Origin of the sequence: Bradyrhizobium sp. NAS80.1 (assembly GCF_001908205.1) — a bacterium.
Lineage (GTDB): Bacteria > Pseudomonadota > Alphaproteobacteria > Rhizobiales > Xanthobacteraceae > Bradyrhizobium.
Genome location: NZ_LGHL01000005.1, coordinates 33,556 through 51,209 on the forward strand (window position 1 = coordinate 33,556; position 17,654 = coordinate 51,209).

Annotated in this window: 15 protein-coding genes and 2 pseudogenes; 8 read left to right on the top strand and 9 right to left on the bottom strand. The window is 64.6% G+C overall.

Features of this window, described 5'->3' with window-relative positions; genetic code table 11:
• Positions 1–8 precede the first annotated feature (8 nt).
• Positions 9–1,208 carry a mandelate racemase/muconate lactonizing enzyme family protein gene (locus AC629_RS00980; protein ID WP_084802919.1) on the bottom strand — a complete coding sequence of 400 codons (1,200 nt, stop codon included), beginning with the start codon at positions 1,206–1,208 and terminating at the stop codon, positions 9–11.
• Positions 1,209–1,389: 181 nt separating this feature from the next.
• Here AC629_RS00980 and AC629_RS00985 point away from each other — a divergent pair, with 181 nt between their 5' ends.
• Together AC629_RS00985 and AC629_RS00990 are read left to right on the top strand one after the other, a co-directional pair.
• The gene (locus AC629_RS00985) at positions 1,390–2,157 is read left to right on the top strand and encodes a GntR family transcriptional regulator (protein ID WP_084802920.1); all 768 of its coding nucleotides are present in this window, start codon (positions 1,390–1,392) and stop codon (positions 2,155–2,157) included.
• Positions 2,158–2,181: 24 nt separating this feature from the next.
• Complete coding sequence (locus AC629_RS00990; protein ID WP_084802921.1) at positions 2,182–3,546, top strand: MFS transporter; 1,365 nt, start codon at positions 2,182–2,184, stop codon at positions 3,544–3,546.
• Between the two features lie 69 nt (positions 3,547–3,615).
• Here the strand turns inward: AC629_RS00990 and AC629_RS00995 are convergent, their stop codons facing one another.
• The 4 genes from AC629_RS00995 to AC629_RS01010 form a co-directional block, all read right to left on the bottom strand.
• Positions 3,616–3,852: a hypothetical protein gene (locus AC629_RS00995; protein ID WP_084802922.1), complete on the bottom strand. Its 237-nt coding sequence runs from the start codon at positions 3,850–3,852 to the stop codon at positions 3,616–3,618.
• 97 nt (positions 3,853–3,949) lie between these two features.
• Positions 3,950–5,170 carry an arsenic transporter gene (locus AC629_RS01000; RefSeq protein ID WP_084802960.1) on the bottom strand — a complete coding sequence of 407 codons (1,221 nt, stop codon included), beginning with the start codon at positions 5,168–5,170 and terminating at the stop codon, positions 3,950–3,952.
• A 141-nt stretch (positions 5,171–5,311) separates the two neighbouring features.
• Positions 5,312–5,752 (bottom strand): EamA family transporter, encoded by a 441-nt coding sequence (locus AC629_RS01005; RefSeq protein ID WP_084802923.1) that lies wholly within the window; start codon positions 5,750–5,752, stop codon positions 5,312–5,314.
• Positions 5,753–5,848: 96 nt separating this feature from the next.
• Positions 5,849–8,326: a hybrid sensor histidine kinase/response regulator gene (locus AC629_RS01010; protein WP_084802924.1), complete on the bottom strand. Its 2,478-nt coding sequence runs from the start codon at positions 8,324–8,326 to the stop codon at positions 5,849–5,851.
• Positions 8,327–8,427: 101 nt separating this feature from the next.
• On the opposite strand from AC629_RS01010, the pseudogene AC629_RS01015 reads away from it, so the two are divergent.
• From AC629_RS01015 to AC629_RS01030, 4 genes and pseudogenes are all read left to right on the top strand, one after another.
• Positions 8,428–8,804, top strand: a pseudogene (locus tag AC629_RS01015) (putative zinc-binding metallopeptidase); the annotation flags it as partial.
• Positions 8,805–8,980: 176 nt separating this feature from the next.
• Complete coding sequence (locus tag AC629_RS01020; protein ID WP_084802925.1) at positions 8,981–10,996, top strand: acetyl-CoA carboxylase biotin carboxylase subunit; 2,016 nt, start codon at positions 8,981–8,983, stop codon at positions 10,994–10,996.
• A gap of 147 nt (positions 10,997–11,143) precedes the next feature.
• Positions 11,144–12,010, top strand: coding sequence for an isocitrate lyase/PEP mutase family protein (locus AC629_RS01025; protein ID WP_084802926.1), 867 nt, complete (start codon positions 11,144–11,146; stop codon positions 12,008–12,010).
• Positions 12,007–12,306, top strand: a complete 300-nt coding sequence (locus AC629_RS01030) for an acylphosphatase (RefSeq protein ID WP_084802927.1) — start codon at positions 12,007–12,009, stop codon at positions 12,304–12,306. Before AC629_RS01025 ends, AC629_RS01030 begins: the two co-directional genes overlap by 4 nt.
• Positions 12,307–12,478: 172 nt before the next feature.
• On the opposite strand, the gene AC629_RS01035 is transcribed toward AC629_RS01030, so the two are convergent.
• Positions 12,479–13,999, bottom strand: coding sequence for a PAS domain-containing hybrid sensor histidine kinase/response regulator family protein (locus AC629_RS01035; protein WP_084802928.1), 1,521 nt, complete (start codon positions 13,997–13,999; stop codon positions 12,479–12,481).
• A gap of 117 nt (positions 14,000–14,116) precedes the next feature.
• On the bottom strand, positions 14,117–14,968 hold the full coding sequence (locus tag AC629_RS01040) for a LysR family transcriptional regulator (RefSeq protein WP_084802929.1): 852 nt from the start codon (positions 14,966–14,968) through the stop codon (positions 14,117–14,119).
• Between the two features lie 113 nt (positions 14,969–15,081).
• Between AC629_RS01040 and AC629_RS01045 the strand changes: the two genes are divergently transcribed.
• Positions 15,082–15,504 (top strand): tautomerase family protein, encoded by a 423-nt coding sequence (locus AC629_RS01045; RefSeq protein WP_084802961.1) that lies wholly within the window; start codon positions 15,082–15,084, stop codon positions 15,502–15,504.
• A gap of 59 nt (positions 15,505–15,563) precedes the next feature.
• On the opposite strand, the gene AC629_RS01050 is transcribed toward AC629_RS01045, so the two are convergent.
• Entirely contained in the window at positions 15,564–16,277 is a 714-nt protein-coding gene (locus tag AC629_RS01050; RefSeq protein WP_084802930.1) for a DNA helicase, read from the bottom strand.
• A gap of 200 nt (positions 16,278–16,477) precedes the next feature.
• Positions 16,478–17,216, bottom strand: a pseudogene (gene lipB / locus AC629_RS01055) (lipoyl(octanoyl) transferase LipB).
• An 82-nt stretch (positions 17,217–17,298) separates the two neighbouring features.
• Between lipB and AC629_RS01060 the strand changes: the two are divergent.
• Positions 17,299–17,541: a FliM/FliN family flagellar motor switch protein gene (locus AC629_RS01060; RefSeq protein WP_084802931.1), complete on the top strand. Its 243-nt coding sequence runs from the start codon at positions 17,299–17,301 to the stop codon at positions 17,539–17,541.
• Positions 17,542–17,654: the final 113 nt, after the last annotated feature.

Below are 17,654 nucleotides of genomic sequence, written 5' to 3' on the forward strand. Positions count from 1 at the left end.
AGAATTCCTCAGGCGTTGGAGCGGCGCACGGTGAGATCACTGCGGTCGAACACCGCGGGGAGGAGGTCGACGCCAAGGCCGGGGCCTTCCATCGGGAAAACGTACCCGTCCTTGATCACCGGCATCGCGGTGACGAGCTCATTGTACCAGCCCTTGTAGAAGGCGCGCACCGATTCCTGGATCAGCGTGTTGGGCTGGCTGAACGACATGTGGATGGCGGCGATGAAACCGACCGGGCCGATGCAGTCGTGCGGCGCGAAGGGCCGGTGATAGGTCTCAGCCATCGCTGCGATCTTGCGCCCCTCGGTGAGGCCGCCGGTCCAGCACAGATCCGCCATCACCACGTGCATGGCATCGCGGTCGAGCATGTCCTTGTAGGGGAAGCGCGAGCCCAGCGTCTCGCTGGCGCAGACCCAGACGTCGGTCGAGCGCGCATATTCGGCCAGCGCCTGCGGCGAGTTCATCCGGATCGGGTCCTCGTACCAGGTCGGCTTGTACGGCTCGAGCGCGCGCGCGATCTGCTTCGCGGTCGGCAGGTTCCAGAGCGAATGGAGCTCGACCATGATCTCCATCTTGTCGCCGACTGCTTTGCGGATCTTCTCGAACGGCTCGATCGCCTGCTTCATCTGCGCGGCGGTGATGTAGAGACCCTTGTTCTCCTGCGCCGCAGGATCGAACGGCCAGATCTTCATCGCCGAGATGCCGCTCTCCAGGAGGCTTTCGGCGAGCGCATCGGCACGGTGCATGAAGCCGTCGAGATCCTCGTAAGGACCTTTGGAGGCGCCGAGATTCCAGTTCGCGACCGGGCTGATATTGGTCGAGCGGACATATTGGGTGCCGGCGCAGGTGTTGTAGATGCGCTGCTTGTCGCGGCAGAGGCCGCCGAGCATCTGGTGGACCGGCTGATTGCAGACCTTGCCGAACAGATCCCACAGCGCGATGTCGATCGCCGAGGCCGCGCGGTATTCGACGCCGGTCGAGGACTGCGCCATCGGCAGGTTCAGCATGTCGCGATGGATCGCCTCGATGTGCAGGGGATCGCGGCCGAGCAGGCGGCCGGCAAAGGTGTCATGGATCTGCGCTTCGACGGCGCCTGCGCCGTAGAAGGTTTCGCCGAGACCGATCAGGCCCGTGTCGGTGTGGATGCGTACCCAGATGACGTTGGAGAATTCCTCGGTGCGCAGTGTCTCGATCGACGTGATCTTCACGGCAAAAGTCCTCCCCTCGCAGGCGCGTAGCGCCTGCCTTTGTTGTCATTCCACGCTCTTGAATGAAGCGGGCCGGCGGCTGTCTTACCCCTGCTTGTAATATATCACAACATGTTTTAAGGGTGCCACAAATTAAGGCGCCACCCTGCAACGAGAGCGCGGGCTGACGGGAGAGGACGACATGGCACGGCGCAAGCGCGCGCTCGAGGTGGTGAGAAACGACGATGACGGCGAGGGCAAACCCAGCCGGCGCAACCGTCTCAACTTTTTCGAGCTCGCCTATCAGAAGATCGAGGAACTGCTCGTCCACTGCGAGCTCAAGCCCGGACAATTCATGACGATGCTGGAATTGCAGCATATTACAGGCTTTGGGCGCACACCGGTGCATCACGCCGTCAATCGTCTCTCCGCCGATACATTGATCATCATCCGTCCGCGTCACGGCCTTCACATCGCGCCGATCGATCTGTCGCGCGAGCGCATGCTGCTCGGCTTGCGTCGCGACATGGAGCGTTTTGTGATCCGGCTTGCGGCGGACCGCGCCAGCCTCTCTCACCGCAATCAGGCGCTGCACATCGAGCGCCTCCTGCGCGAGCGCCGCGCCAGCCTGACCCTCGACGAATTCAACAGTCTCGACCGCCGCATCGACGCGCTGGTACTGGAAGCAGCCGGCGAGCCCTTCCTGGTGCACACGATGCGGCCGTTGCACACGCTGTACCGCCGCATCGGCTACATCCATCACCGCTTCATGCCGGGGCAGGCCGAGCTATCGGGCACGATCGACCACCATCTTGCCATTCTCAGTGCGGTCGGCGGCCGCCACGTCGAGGACGCCGTGAAGGCGAGCGATGCACTGATCGACTACATGGATTCGATGTTCGTGGGCATGGAGGCGGGGATCGACCCGCGCCTGCTCGATTGCAGCATCGAGCCGCTACTCGACGCGTAAAGAGTTTTGAAGAGAGGACCAAGTATGTCAACGATGGCCATGCCACAACCGACCGCGAGCGAAGCCGCGGTTCGCTACCTCATTACGAACTACAGCCCCAAGGGCAACAAGATCGGCTGGCTGATGATGGCCTCGATCCTGGTCGAGGCGTGGGATCTCTATTCGATCGCCTTCGTGCTGATCTTCATCCGTGAGCAGTACAATCCCGATCCGCTGATGCTGGGCCTTGCCGCGGCCGGTACGCAGGGCGGTGCTCTTATCGGCGCACTGCTCGGCGGCTGGCTGTCTGACAAGATCGGCCGCCGCGTGATGTTCCTGGTCACGATGGTGATGTTCATCGTGCTCGCCCTGGCGCAGGCCTTCGTGCCGAGCGTCGGCTGGCTCGTGGTCATCCGCTTCCTGCTCGGCATTCCGCTCGGCTCGGACATCTCGACCGGCTACACCTACATCATGGAATCCATGGCCAAGGGCGAGCGCGAGGTCATGGGCAACCGCTGGCAGTTCATGTTCGCGGTCGGCGAGGTCCTCACTATCGGCGTCATCGTGATCTTCCTCCTGATCGACATGCAGCACGAGATGCTGTGGCGCGTGACGCTCGGCCTCGGCGCGGTGCCGGCGCTGATCATCCTGATCATGCGTCACGACGTGCCGGAGACGGCAGTGTGGCTGGTGCAAAAGGGACGCTACCGCGAGGCCAAACAAGTTGCGCGCGAGATGTTCAACGACAATCTCGACATGCTGCCCAACCACGACGTAGAGGCGCCGAAGGTCAGCACCCGCGCGTTCCTTGCCGACCTCAAGAAGGACCCGATCCGCTGGCGCGCCACGATCTATGGCTGGATCGCCTGCTTCGCCCAAGGCAGCGAGTTCTCGACCTTCGCGTTCTACCTGCCTGTGCTCTTCGTCATGGTCGGCGTGTCGAGCGTGCTCGGCAACAATCTGGTGACGATGGCGCTGTTCTGCTTCGCGGCTCTGTCCGGCTGGGTCGGTCCGCTCCTGACGCCGAAGATCGGTCATCGCGGCATCGCGATTGCGGGCTTTGGCATCGTGCTGGCCTCGCTGCTGGTCGCGGCTTTCGCGCTCTACACCGACAACAAGATGCTGCTGCCGTTCGCGGCTGCCGCCATGCTGTGGGGCCATTACTGGGATGCTTCGAACTGCATGACGATCCCGACCATGGTCGCCAAGCCGAAATATCGCGGCACGGCCAGCGGCTTCGCCTACATGTTCGTGAAGCTGCCGTCGTTCCTGGCGATCTTCCTGTTCCCGTCGCTGTTTGCAGCGATCGGACAGGCTGGTGCCACGCTGTTCGTCGCGATCTTCCCGCTAATCGGATTGCTCGCCGCAATCTTCATTCTGCCGGAAGTCTACGGCTACGAGAACGACTGACGATGCGTCTTACCCGATCGCGGCCGTGATGGCCGCGATCGGGCTCTTCCTCGATACGCCGCGCGACGGTTATGGGCTCAGGAAGAGGGGATCGATCCCGGTGCCGTGACCGAGCAGGCCGATCGCCTGAAGCTGGGCGCTGTGCAGGTCGATTTGCACGATGGCAAACAACGCCAGAAGGATCACCGCCGATAAGACGAGCAGCGGAGGGGATGTCTCGCTCTGGCCTGTACCCGGCGCGGTGAAGCCCTGAATCGAACGACGCAGGGAAAAGCTCTGCGGCAATGCCTTCGATCGGGTCCGCATGATGGACCTCCTCGCCGCGCCGTATGTGGCCGCGCGACAAGCTGAAGTATAGGTCTGGCTGCGCCGGCGACATTGATGCGCCGCAAATTGCGCGCGATTACCGGATCGCGGCCGCTAGAGCTGCGATCAAGGCGGGCGGCGTCACCAGCATGCCGAGCTTGAGGAATCGCCAGGCGCCGACCTCGATCTTCTCGCGGCGGAGCGCGACCAGCCAGAGGATGGTCGCGAGCGAGCCGGTGACCGACAAATTGGGGCCGAGATCGACGCCGATCAGGATGGCGCTGACGACCGTTGCGGGCAAATGATCGCTGGCCGCGACCGAGCCGGCGACGAGCCCGATCGGCAGATTGTTGGCGATGTTGGTGGCGATCCCCGTCGCGATGCCGACACTCCAGGCGGCTTTCGGGACCGATTGCGCGACGGCTTCGTGCAGGAGCGCGCTGAGCTGCCCGATCACGCCGGTCTTGATCAGCGCTTCCACCATCACGAAGAGCCCGCCGACGAGCGGCAATACACTCCACGAGACGCCCTTGAGCACGGGCAGGGCTGACTGGCGGCTGAGCAGCAGGACGATGGCGGACGTTACCACACCGCAGATGAAGGTCGGCAAGCCCAGTTGCTTGTCCAGCGCAGACGCCGTGACCAGCACGACGCCGATGGCGATGATGCCAGCGGCCGTCAGCTTGCCGCCGCGGCCGAGCTTTGGATGCGGCACGCTGCGCGCAATCGTCTCTTCCTTCAGGGCGCGGTGCTGGGTCAGGCGCAGCACGACATAGGTGAGCACGATCGCAGCGGCCGAGGGCATGGCGAACAGACGCAGCCATTCGGTGAGCCCAGGCATGCGCGCGCCAAACACAACGAGATTGGCGGGGTTTGAGATCGGCAGCACGAAGCTCGCGGCATTGGCGATGAAGGCGCAGACGAACAGATAAGGCAGGGGCTTGGCGCCGGCTGCGCGCGTCGCTGCATAGACGGCCGGCGTCAGCACGATCGCGGTGGCGTCGTTCGAAAGCAGGACGGTCACGGCAGTACCGACGAGGAAGATCAGCAGAAACAGCCGCTGCGGCGAACCACCCGCATGTTCCACCGCGAACGCTGCGAGATAGTCGAACAGGCCTTCGAGCCGCGCCAGCTCGGCGATCAGCATCATGCCGATCAGGAAGAGATAGACGTCGACGCCTTTTGCGATTCCGGTGAGTGCATCCTGCCATGGCATGAAGCCGAGAACCACCAGGGCACTCGCACCGATGACGGCCCAGATCGCCTCGGGCAGCCGAAACGGACGAGTGATGACACCTGCGGTCGCGGCTGCGATCATGCTCCAGGCCCAGATGGCGTCATGCGGCGCGGTCGGCACGTTTAGTTCCTGATGTGAAGTCGGTTCATTCGGCAGCGATAGCGGAAGTCGACGCCGCTGTCTTCCCCTGTTGCCGCAGGGTACCGTCGGCAGGTGTTCCCCTCAAAATTTCACAGCCAACAGCACCGTGCCGGCGCCGATCATGGCGATGCCGATCCAGCCCTGGGCCGTTGGGCGCTCGCCGAGAAAGGCGAAGGCGAAGAGGGCCACCAGCACGACGCTGAGCTTGTCGATCGGCGCCACCAGCGTCGCGGGCCCGAGCTTCAGCGCGCGGAAGTAGCACAGCCACGACGCGCCGGTTGCAAGTCCCGAGAGTATCAGGAACAGCCAGGTCTTCGACGAGACCGCCGACGGCGCAGCGAACTGGCCAGTGAAGAACAGCAACACCGAGAAGGCGAGCAGAACAACGATGGTGCGGATGAAGGTCGCGAGATCCGGATTGATGTTCTCGACGCCGACCTTGGCGAAGATTGCGGTCAGTGCCGCAAAGCAGGCGGAGAGAAGCGCCCAGGTCTGCCAGGCGGAGAGGAGGGCGGGTTTCATGGGGTTACCTGATCGGGTTTGACGCGTTTCATGTGTGAGAGAGGACGACTGCGGGGGAGGGACATTCACCGCGCCATCGACGCGGGGGAGGGACATTCACCGCGCCATCGACAACTTCTCCGTGATCGCCTTGCGCAGGATGCGCGACAGCGATTCTACCGAATACGGCTTCTGGATCAGCTCGAATCCGCGATGGGCGTTTTCGGCGAGGACGTTGCTGTAGCCGCTGGTGAGCACGATGGGCAGGCCCGGATAGCGTTCGCGGATGATGCCGGCGAGCTCGACACCGTTCATGCCGGGCATGATGACGTCGGAGAAGACGAGGTCGACGGCAAATTCGTTCTCGCCGAGGATTGCGAGCGCCGCATTGGCGTTGGCGACTCGGCGGACGACATAGCCGAGGTCTTCCAGGAGCTCGGTCGAGAATTGGCCGACATCGTCATTATCCTCGACTACGAGCACGCGGTAGCCGCGCCCGGTGGTGGCCGCCTCGCCGGTCAGCGCCGCGGCTTCCTTCTCGGCGGTGGGGCTCTTCGCCTGCGGCAGGTAGATGGTGAAGGTAGCGCCTTCGCCTTCGGTGCTCGTCACCGCGATGTCGCCCTCGGATTGCTTTGCGAAGCCAAACGCCTGGCTCAGGCCAAGCCCGGTGCCCTTGCCGACCTCTTTGGTGGTGAAGAACGGCTCGAAGATGGCATCGATGTTTTCCGGCGCGATGCCGCTGCCAGTATCCGTGACCGAGATAGCGACATAGTCGCCGCCGCGCGCCGACTGTGCGCGCAGGCTAGGGATGCCTGCGACCTTGCGCACTGCGATGGTGAGGCGACCTCCGCCATCCATGGCGTCGCGGGCGTTGATGGCGAGGTTGATCAGCGCGGTCTCGAACTGCGCGATGTCGGCCACCGTGAAGCAGTCGGCATCGTGCACTTCGACTGCGATCTCGATGCTGCTACCGACCAGCGGCCGGACCAGCTGCGCCACGCCCTCGACCTGACTGCCGACATTGAAGATCTGCGGCTTCAGCGGCTGCCGGCGCGCAAAGGCCAGCAGCTGCGCGGTCAGCTTGGAGGCGCGTTCGACGGTGTCGGAGATGGCGTCGACATAGCGGCGCCGGCGCTCCTCCGGCAGCTCGCGCCGGCGCAGGAAGTCGGTGGCCGAGCGGATGATGGTGAGGAGATTGTTGAAATCGTGCGCGACACCGCCGGTTAGTTGGCCGATCGCTTCCATCTTTTGTGACTGCCGCAGCGCTTCCTCGCCGCGGCGGCGTTCAGTGATATCGACGGCCTCGGGCACCGCGCCGGTAATGTTGCCGTGACGGTCGAGCACGGGCCGCATGCCGAACTCGAAATCGCGCTCCCCGATGGGCAGGCGCAGTCGCATCTCCATCCGCACTGCTTCGCCCCTCAGCACGGTGTCGAAGGCCTCGCGTACGGTTGCGCTCATGCCGTGCGTTCCGGTGAACCAGGGCGTTTCCCACAGCAGCTTGCCGATCACTTCCGAAGAGCTCGCCTTGATGCCGTCGAGCGCGGTGTTGTTGGCGTAAAGCAGTTCTCCCTTGAGATTGACGAGGCCCTGATACTGGTTGCTGGTCTCCAGCATCGCGCGCAGCCGCGCCTCGTTGGATTCGAGCTCGGCGGTGCGCTCGACGATGCGCTCTTCCAGCGTCTCGTTGAGCCGGCGGAGCGCGATCTCGGCCTGCTTGGCGGCAGTGATGTCGTGGGCGACGCCGATGAAGCCGATATGCTTGCCGGTCGGGTCCCAGCGTGGCTGCGACTCCGAGCGCAACCAGCGCCACTCGCCCTTGGCGTCCTTGTAGCGCGCCTCCAGCACGAAAGGCTTGAGCGACGCCTCGCCCTGGACGGATTGCTGCAGCACATGCGGCAGGTCGTCCGGATGCAGCACCTTGCGCCAGTCGAAGGCGATGGCTTCGTCGTAGGGCAGGCCGACGAAGTCGACATAGGCCTGGTTGGCGAAAGACCGGGTGCGGTCGAGCTTCGTCACCCAGATCGGCACCGGCGCGCTGTCGGCGATCAGCCGGAAGCGCTCCTCGCTTTCGCGCAAGGTCTCGCGGACCAGCATCTGGTCGGTGACGTCGATATGGGCGCCGACGAGGCGGATGGCGCGGCCGTCGCCGTCGCGCTCGATCTTGGCGACGACGCGGATCCAGCGGGTCTCGTCGTCGCTGGGGCGGATGATGCGGTATTCGGCTGTGTAGTCCGCGCTGGTCCCGGCCAGCGCACCGAAGAAGTGTTTCACCGCGGCGTCGCGGTCCTCGGGATGGATGCGGCTGACCCAGTCCTCGTGAGACTCGCCGGCGGCCTCGGGAGGCAGGCCGTGGATCATCAGATATTCCGGCGAACGGCGGTTCTTGAAGCCATCCCGGAAGTCCACCTCGAGGCCGCCAACCTTGCCGATGCGCTGGATGCGTGCCAGCTCCGCCTCGCGCTCCTGAAGCGCGCGATAGGCGTCGTCGCGCTCGCGCGCGATTTCTTCGAGGTGCTGGCGAAGCCGTTCGGCGGCGCTGGTCTCGGGTAAAGGTTCGTTCAAGGCAATGGCCGTTGTGATGCGGAAGCGCACAAGCCGGACGCATATTCACACAGACGGAGCGTGCTGGCCATTGCTGAAAGAGATTAGGCTGTCGGGAAAGCGCCCGCGGCCTGCCTGACGCTATTATGCCGGAGGCGCTCCCCCCGGACTGGCAGCAGAACTACGTTACGCCACGACACATCCCTGGGAGCACTTCGCCGAGACCTGGGCGCACTATCTCCACATTGTCGACACCCTGGAGATGGCCACTGAGTTCGGCATGGAGGTGCGCCCAAAGGTCGATCGCGACGGGGAGTTGACGGCGCGCATCCGTTTCAACCCCTACGAGGCAAGGGATGTCGAGGCGCTCGTCAACGCATGGCTGCCCATCACCTTCGCCATGAACAGCGTCAACCGCGCCATGGGGCTGCGCGACCTCTATCCTTTCATCCTGTCGCCGTCGGTGGTCGCCAAACTGGGCTTTGTTCATAGCTTCATGCGAGACGCGGCCATGGCCAGGAGGCCGTAGGCCGTCCCCGGGGGCTCGGCAGGCCGTTTCGGTCTTGTGCTGGTACGCCAGAGGGCCCGGATTTAGACCGTTGCCTCCGGCCCATTTTGATGTACCACGGGAGCCACACGGCCCGTTCCCCATAGGCCCCAACGGCCAGGGAAGGGTCCCGCCCAAGGTCGAGACTCAAGAAAAGCATGTTCAAACGCATTCTGATCGCCAATCGCGGCGAAATCGCCTGCCGGATCATCAAGACCGCTCGCCGCATGGGAATTCAAACCGTTGCGGTCTATTCCGAGGCCGACCGCGATGCCCTTCATGTCGAGATGGCCGACGAGGCGGTGCTAATCGGCCCGCCGGCCGCGGCCGAGAGCTATCTGGTGATCGAGAAGATCGTGGAGGCCTGCCGCAAGACGGGCGCGGAAGCCGTGCATCCCGGCTACGGCTTCCTGTCCGAGCGTGAGGCGTTTCCGCGCGCGCTGGAAGCCGCCGGCATCGTCTTCATCGGCCCCAACCCGGGCGCAATCGCGGCGATGGGCGACAAGATCGAGTCCAAGAAGGCGGCTGCCAAGGCCAAGGTCTCGACCGTGCCGGGCTATCTCGGCGTCATCGAGGACGACAGGCACGCGGTCCGCATTGCCGACGAGATTGGCTATCCCGTGATGATCAAGGCCTCCGCCGGCGGTGGCGGCAAGGGCATGCGCATCGCGCATTCGAAGGCCGAGGTCGCCGAAGGCTTCAACCTCGCCAAGGCCGAGGCCAAGGCCTCGTTCGGCGACGACCGCGTCTTCGTCGAAAAATTCATCGTCGATCCCCGCCACATCGAGATCCAGGTGCTGGGCGACAAGCACGGCAACGTGATCTATCTCGGCGAGCGCGAATGCTCGATCCAGCGCCGCAACCAGAAGGTCATCGAGGAGGCGCCGTCGCCGCTGCTCGACGAAGCCACCCGCCGCAAGATGGGCGAGCAGGCGGTCGCGCTTGCCAAGGCCGTGAACTACGATTCTGCCGGCACCGTCGAGTTCGTCGCCGGGCAGGACAAGAGCTTCTACTTCCTGGAGATGAACACGCGCCTCCAGGTCGAGCATCCCGTCACCGAGCTCGTCACCGGCATCGACCTCGTCGAGCAGATGATCCGCGTCGCCGCCGGCGAGAAGCTCGCCATCGCGCAGAAGGACGTCACGCTGACCGGCTGGGCGGTGGAGTCGCGCCTCTATGCCGAAGACCCGTTCCGCAACTTCCTGCCTTCGATCGGGCGCCTGGTGAAGTACCGCCCGCCGGCGGAAGCCAGCCACGACGGCATCACCGTGCGCAACGACACCGGCGTGCAGGAGGGCGGCGAGATTTCGATCCATTACGATCCGATGATCGCCAAGCTGGTCACGCACGCGCCATCGCGCGCCGCCGCGATCGAAGCGCAGGCGACTGCGCTGGATTCGTTCTATGTCGACGGCATCCGCCACAACATCCCGTTCCTGTCGGCGCTGATGCACCATCCGCGCTGGCGCGAGGGTCGGCTGTCGACCGGCTTCATCGCCGAGGAATTCCCCAAGGGCTTTGCGGTGCGCGTGCCCGAGGGCGAGGTCGCGCGGCGGATCGCCGCGGTGGGCGCAGCCATCGATCACGTGCTCGGCGAGCGCAAGCGGCAGATCTCGGGCCAGATGGGCGGCCGCGTCGTGCAGCGCGAACGCCGCCGCGCGGTCTGGCTTGACCATCAGGAGATCTTGCTCGAGGTCGCACGCGAGGAAGACGCAATCGCGATCCGCTTCATCGATGCCGAAGGCAAGGCCGGCAATGCGCATCTGTTGCACTCGCCGTGGAAGCCGGGCGATCCGGTCTGGCAGGGCACCATCGACGGCCAGTTCGTCGCGGTGCAGGCGCGTCCGATCGCCAACGGCATCCGCCTCGCGCATCAGGGCGTCGAGGTGCCGGTCTATGTCTGGACCGAAACTGAAGCGACATCCGCGCGGCTGATGCCGGTCACCACCGCCTCCGACACCGGCAAGAAGCTGCTCTGCCCGATGCCCGGCCTCGTCGTCTCGATCGCGGTGACCGAGGGGCAGGAAGTCAAGGCCGGCGAGACGCTCGCGGTCGTCGAAGCCATGAAGATGCAGAATGTGCTCCGCGCCGAGCAGGACGGCACGGTGAAGAAGATCCACGCCAACGCCGGCGCAACGCTCGCGGTGGACGCGCTGATTTTGGAGTTTGCGTAAGGGCTCCAGTGTATAACAGTCGACCCTCACCCTGAGGAGCCGCGCATGCGCGGCGTCTCGAAGGGCGAGGCCACCAGCCGGGCCTTCATCCTTCGAGACGCGCGCAAGAGCGCGCTCCTCAGGATGAGGATTTAGAGTGAGGCAACCATGGCCTTTCGTTCCCGTCGCGAGAAACTGCGATCGATCCTGTCGGGGGCGCCCTGCGTCCATCCGGGCTCGGTCTACGACGCCATCTCGATCCGCATTGCCGAGGATCTCGGCTTCCCGCTCGGCATGTTCGGCGGCTCGGTCGCCTCGCTTGCTGTGCTTGGCGACCCTGATATCACGTTGATCACGCTCACCGAGCTCGCCGAACAGATGCGGCGGATGTCGCGCGCGGCGGCACTTCCTGTGCTGGTCGATGCCGATCACGGCTATGGCAATGCGCTCAACGTCCGCCGCACGGTGCAGGAGCTGGAAACGGCGGGCGCCGCCGGTCTCACCATCGAGGACACGCTGCTGCCGGCCGCCTTCGGCGAAGCAAAGACGCAGCTGATTTCACTGGAGGAGGGCGTCGGCAAGATGAAGGCGGCGCTCGACGGCCGCGGCGATCCTTCGCTCGTCATCATGGGCCGCACCGGCGCGGCCTCCATCACCTCCATCGAGGATGCGATTCGTCGCGCAAAGGCCTATGAGGTGGCCGGCGTCGATGCGCTGTTCTTCACCGGCATCAAGTCGCGGGCCGAGCTCGAGGCAATCGCGGCCGCCACGCATCTGCCGATCGTGCTCGGCGGCGCGCCGGATGAATTGAACGCGATCGACTATCTTGCGAGCCAGCGCGTGCGCATCGCGCTCCAGGGCCATGCGCCGATCGCGGCTGCCACACAGGCCGTCTACGAGACGCAGAAGGCGTTGCGCGAAGGTACGCCGCCCAAGAACCTCAAGGGCCTCGCATCGCCAGATTTGACCAACCTCGTCATGCGCGAAGCCGGGGTGAAAGCGCGCAGCGCCGATGTCCTGGGACTAAAGAAATGAGCCGGGTGATCCTCCAGGTCATGATCCGCGGCCGCGTGCAGGGCGTCGGCTATCGGGCCTGGGTCGAATATCAGGCCACAACGAGCGGCCTTGAAGGCTGGGTCCGCAATCGCCGCGACGGCAGCGTCGAGGCGCTGTTTGCAGGCACACCGAAGCACGTCGCCGAGATGGTCGCGCTGTGCCGACACGGTCCGCCGTCCTCGCGCGTGGACAGCGTGACCAGCGAGACCGCCAGCACGGACGAGCTGAATTTGCGCGGGGCAGGGGAAGCGTTCTCGGTCTTGCCGACGGTGTGAGAGCCAAGTCTCTTTCCGCGTGGCCGGTGCGCTCCCTCGCCCCGTTCTTACGGGGAGAGGGGTGGGGTGAGGGGCCTCTCTCCACGCATGAGATTGCCGCGTGACCTGTACCCCCTCACCCGGATCGCAAGAGCGATCCGACCTCTCCCCGCAAGCGGGGCGAGGTGAACAATCACCGCGCGAGCTTGGCAATTGCCTCGCTGAGCTCGTGGATTTCGTAGGGCTTGCGCAGGATCGCGAAATCGCCGCGCACGCCGGCGGCGACGTCGCTGTAGCCGGTGGCGAGCAGGATTGGCAGGCCAGGGCGGATCTGGCGCAGATGATGGGCGAGGCTGAGCCCGTCCATCTTTCCGGGCATGACGATATCCGAGAACACGAAGTCGACGCCGTTATTCTCGATTTCGCGCAATGCCGCCTCGGCATCGGCGACCCGGCGCACGTCGTAGCCGAGCTGCTCCAGAAGACCGATACTGACGAGGGCAACGTCGGGATTGTCCTCGACCAGCAGCACCGTGCCGCGGCCGCGGAACGGCACTTCTCCCGCCGTCTCGCGCGATGGCGCGCCGTCTCCGCGCGGCAGGAGGATGGTGAAGGTCGTGCCCTTGCCGAGCTCGCTTGCGACCTTCACCGTGCCGCCGGCCTGGTGGGCGAAGCCGTGCACCTGTGAGAGGCCGAGACCGGTGCCTTTGCCGATCGGCTTGGTCGTGAAGAACGGCTCGAAGATCTTGTCGAGGACGTCGTCGGGAATGCCAAGCCCGGTGTCGGCGATGCTGATCGCGAGGAAGTCGCCGGCGAGGGGCGGTTCGTCGAGCACCGTGTTGCGCGCCCCGATCGTCACCGTGCCGCCGTCCGGCATCGCATCGCGGGCGTTGATGACGAGGTTGAGCAGTGCGGTCTCGAGCTCGGAGACGTCGGCCGTGATCGGCCAGGCGTCGGGCTCTATCTCGATGGCGAGGCGCACGGCGCTGCCGACGCCGGCGTCCAGCACCTCGCGGATCGAAGCGACGCGTTCGGCAAACTCGATCGTCTGCGGGTTGACGCTCTGTCGCCGCGCGAAGGTGAGGAGCTGGTTGGTCAGCGCGGCGCCGCGCTTGGTCGCAGTCTCGATCGCCGACATGGCGCGCTCGAGCTTGGCGTCGTTGGTGGCGCTCCTCTTCAGGACATGCAGGCTGCCGCTGACGATCATCAACAGATTGTTGAAGTCGTGGGCGATGCCGCCTGTGAGCTGGCCGAGTGCATCGAACTTTTGCGACTCGGCGAGCTGCTTCTGCATCGCTTCGAGCTTGAGCTGGGAACTACGCCGTTCGGTGATGTCGCGGGTGATCTTGGCGAAACCAACCAGCACGCCATCCTCGTAGATCGGATCGATCACCACGCTGGCCCAGAAGAATGTGCCGTCCTTGCGGACGCGCCAGCCTTCCTCCTCGTAGCGGCCCTTTTCGCGGGCGATGCTGAGCGCCCGGGCGGGCTTGCCGGCGGCGCGGTCGGTCTCGGTGTAGAAGCGGGAAAAGTGCTGGCCGAGGATCTCCGCGGGTGAATAGCCCTTGATGCGTTCGCCGCCGATGTTCCAGCTGGTGATGATCCCGCTGGGATCGAGCATGTAAAGGGCGTAGTCGGCAACCCCTTCAACCAGCAGCCGGAAACTGCGCTCGCTTTCGAACAAGTCTCTCTGCTGACTGAACTTTTTCGCCATTCCAGGACCCCGCCTCGACGGTGGCAAACGTCCATGGGATGGTTTGGTTCCCATACGTGGGACGTTTTTAGGCAAATTCCGTGGACAAGTATGCAAGCCCCGGACGTCCAAAATGTTTCAAGCCGCCGCGCTCCGGAATGTCGCCGTCACCGCGCGCAGCGCCGCGAGCTTGGCGGGATCGCTGACCTTCGAATGCAGCATTACCTTCGAACTGCCGAGTTTCGGCAGCTTGTGGGTAGGTCCGATGTCGACCAGTCCGGGAGGCGCGATCCGCCGTGCCAGCGGCGCGATCGCGAGCCCGGCCAGCGCAGCGGCGACCACCGCCGTGACACCGCCGCCGACAAAACGTTCGCGCCAGGCGATGCCGGCCTTGTCCAGCGCGCGCACGGCAATGGCGCGGACCCCGCAAGGCGGGGCAAGCGTCGCGAGCGGCAGTGGTTCACCCTTCGGCAGGGCGAAGCGTCGTGACGCGAACCAGCCGAACTCATCCTCGGCGAGCTTTTCGCCGCCGCGCCGGCTGCCTTCCTGGCGGACGATCACCGCATCCAACTGCCCCGCGTCGTATGCATCCTGCATCTCGCGCGAGAAGCCGATGGTGACGGCGAGGCTGAGATTTGAGGACATCGCATGCAGCCGTTCGAGCAGCGGCACCAGATCGGGGCCAGCGGCGTGATCGGAGATGCCGAGCGAGAGCGACCGTGCGGCCGGTGCCTCGCCCGACAGCGCGCGGTCATGCGCCGCGATCAGCGCGCGGGCGCGATCGAGGAAAGCAGCGCCGTCGGATGTGAGCCGGACCGCGCGGGGCGAGCGCTCGACGAGACGCTTGCCGAGCAGCGTCTCCAACCGCTGGAGTTTCAGGCTGACGGCGGCTTGCGTCGTGCCAAGCGCTTCGGCGGCGCGCGTAAAGCTTTGGAGGTCCGCAACCAGCAGGAAGGCCTGGACGGTGGCGATGTCGAGCGTGGCTTTCATTATGAATGATTATCACTGATACCAGCAGAGATAAGATACCAAAATGACGATGGGAGGTCTAGCTTCTCACTAACGCCGCGCAGACCCCGCGCGACATTTTTGGGAGAATGACCATGCCCCTGATCACCGTGTCCTACACCAGCGCGCGCCAGTCGCCCTCGCTGAAGGCCGACATCGCGAACGCCGTGTCCGAACTCACTGCAAAAATCCTGCATAAGGATCCAGAGGTCACCGCCATCATCGTGAAATCGGTCGATGCCGATGACTGGTTCGCCGGCGGCAAGTCGCTCGCCGAGCAGAAGCTCGCAAGCTACTGGATCGACATCCACGTCACCGAAGGCACCAACACCAAGGACGAGAAGGCGGCCTATCTCGCCGCGATGTTCAAGCGCATGGCCGGAATTTTGGGCCCGCTGCATCCCGAGACCTACCTGCATGTCGACGAGGTCAAGGGTGATGCCTATGGTTTCGGCGGCCTGACCCAGGAGCGGCGCTACATCGCGGGCAAGCTCGAGGTTTCGCTGCAGTCAGCCTGATGCTGCAGGCCGCCGGTGAGCGATCTCACCCGCGGCTTGCACGTGTTGCAGCTCGATCGTCAGTTCGCTACCCGGAACTGAACTTCAGCCTTGTTCAGGAAACACGTCTTGTCGAACAGTGTCAGGTCCAACGGGTTTGGCAGCCTGACATCATCGAGATCGGGGCAGGGCTTGATCGACGGATCATAGGAGCGGTCGATCTGCGAGATGAAGACGACGATCAGACCCTTCTCGCGTGCGAAGGATTTCAGCGCGCGCACCTGAACGGTCAGCTCGGGGTTTTCCCGCCTCTGGTCGAGCAGTTGCAGATAGTCGACCACCACCAACGAGCCGCGAGGCACTGCAGCCATTCGCTCGACGATGTAATCGGCGCTGATGGCATCGGAGCAGTCGACGTCGAACAGTTTGTCGAACTGCACCGGGTCCACGCCGATCGCGCGCAGGCGATCCAGAACATCTGTCTCGGTATATTCGAGCGAGAAGAACGCAGCGCGATGGCCCGACCGCATGGCCTCGACGGCAAGTTCGAGGCTCATCAGCGTCTTGCCCTGACCGGGGCGCGCCCCGACCAGCACCAGGTCACCCAGCCGGAATTGGGGGAATAGCCGATTGGCCGGCGTCACTGCGGCAGCTTTCGCCGCGAGCATGCTCCAGGCACTAAAGCCTTCCGACGTGGCCACGCGGTCAAGTGCGTCGTGGAGCGGGATGCCTTCGTCGCGGGACAGGCGCTTGGCCTTGCGCTTCAGATGATAGATCGGCGCAGACAACTTCATCGAGAGAACCTCCCATTGCGAGCTGAAGCGCAATCCCTCCTTATGCCTGGCGCTCGAACAGTCGGCCCAATGATCAATTCGCCCGGCATGATCTGTACTTTCCCGGCGGAGGGGGGAGGCGTGGGCGGCACCGGAATCAAGCATAGCTCATTCCGCGTCAGCGGAGAATGAGAGAGGCAGGTCGCTCTGCAGAAAGAAGGCTAGCCGACCGCTTCCGCCACCAGCGCGCGCGTCGGTCCGAACAATTCTTCGAACGCCTGTCGGAGCGCGATGTCGACCTCGGCCATCGTCACGATCTGGCCGAGGTCGACCAGCGAGGTGACGCCATAGCGGGGATCGGCGACGCCACAGGGCACGATGCCGGCGAAATGCGAAAGCTCGGGCTCGACATTGATGGCGATGCCGTGGAACGACACCCAGCGTTTCAGCCGCACGCCGATCGCCGCTATCTTGTCCTCATGCTCGGGCCCCTTGTCGGGCCGCTTCACCCAGACGCCGACCCGGTCCTCGCGCCGCTCGCCGCGGACGTTGAAGGCGGCAAGGGTCCGCAGGATCAACTCCTCCAGGCTCGCGACATAGGCCCGCACATCGGGCCGGCGCCGCTTGAGGTCGAGCATGACATAGGCCACCCGTTGGCCCGGCCCGTGATAGGTGAGCTGGCCGCCACGCCCGGTGGCGAAGGTCGGGAATCGGGGATCGAGCAGGTCGGAGGCCTTGCCCGAGGTGCCGGAGGTGTAGAGCGGGGGGTGCTCGAGCAGCCAGACCAGCTCTGGAGCCTCGCCTGCCGCGATTGCAGTGACCCGTGCCTCCATGGTCGCGACCGCGTCCGGATAGGGCACGGGGGGCGTCTGAAATCCGCCATTCCACCGGCGCGCCGGCGGAGGCGGAAAACGACGTCAGATCGAGCTGTTGGCGGGGGTTTTGAGGCGAATTAACCATTGGCTAACCATAACGTGGTGATCATCGCGGGAGCAAATACAGAGTCCCAACTCCCAAGTCTCAAGTTGCGGCGGTCCTGACAGTGCCAACTCTCGATAAAGTCACCGTGGATCTCATGGTCGTCCTCGGGACGACCACCATGCCGATCCATCAAGTATTACGTCTTTCCCGCGGCGCCATCATCGAACTGGACGCAACCGAGGCCGACGAAGTCAAGGTTTTGGCCAACAATTTGCCGGTCGCCTCCGGCGTCGTGCTGGTCGACCGCAATCGGATCGCGGTCGAGGTCAAGCAGATGCTGCCGCGCGCGGTCGGGACCCGGTAGTGCCCGGGGCACGCGATAGCGGCCCGGGCACCTGTTAGGGCCTGGGCACCCGTTAGGGCCGATCCGGGCGGGGTCAGGATTTCCTCCCAAGCTTGTGGATTTCAGGGCCTTTG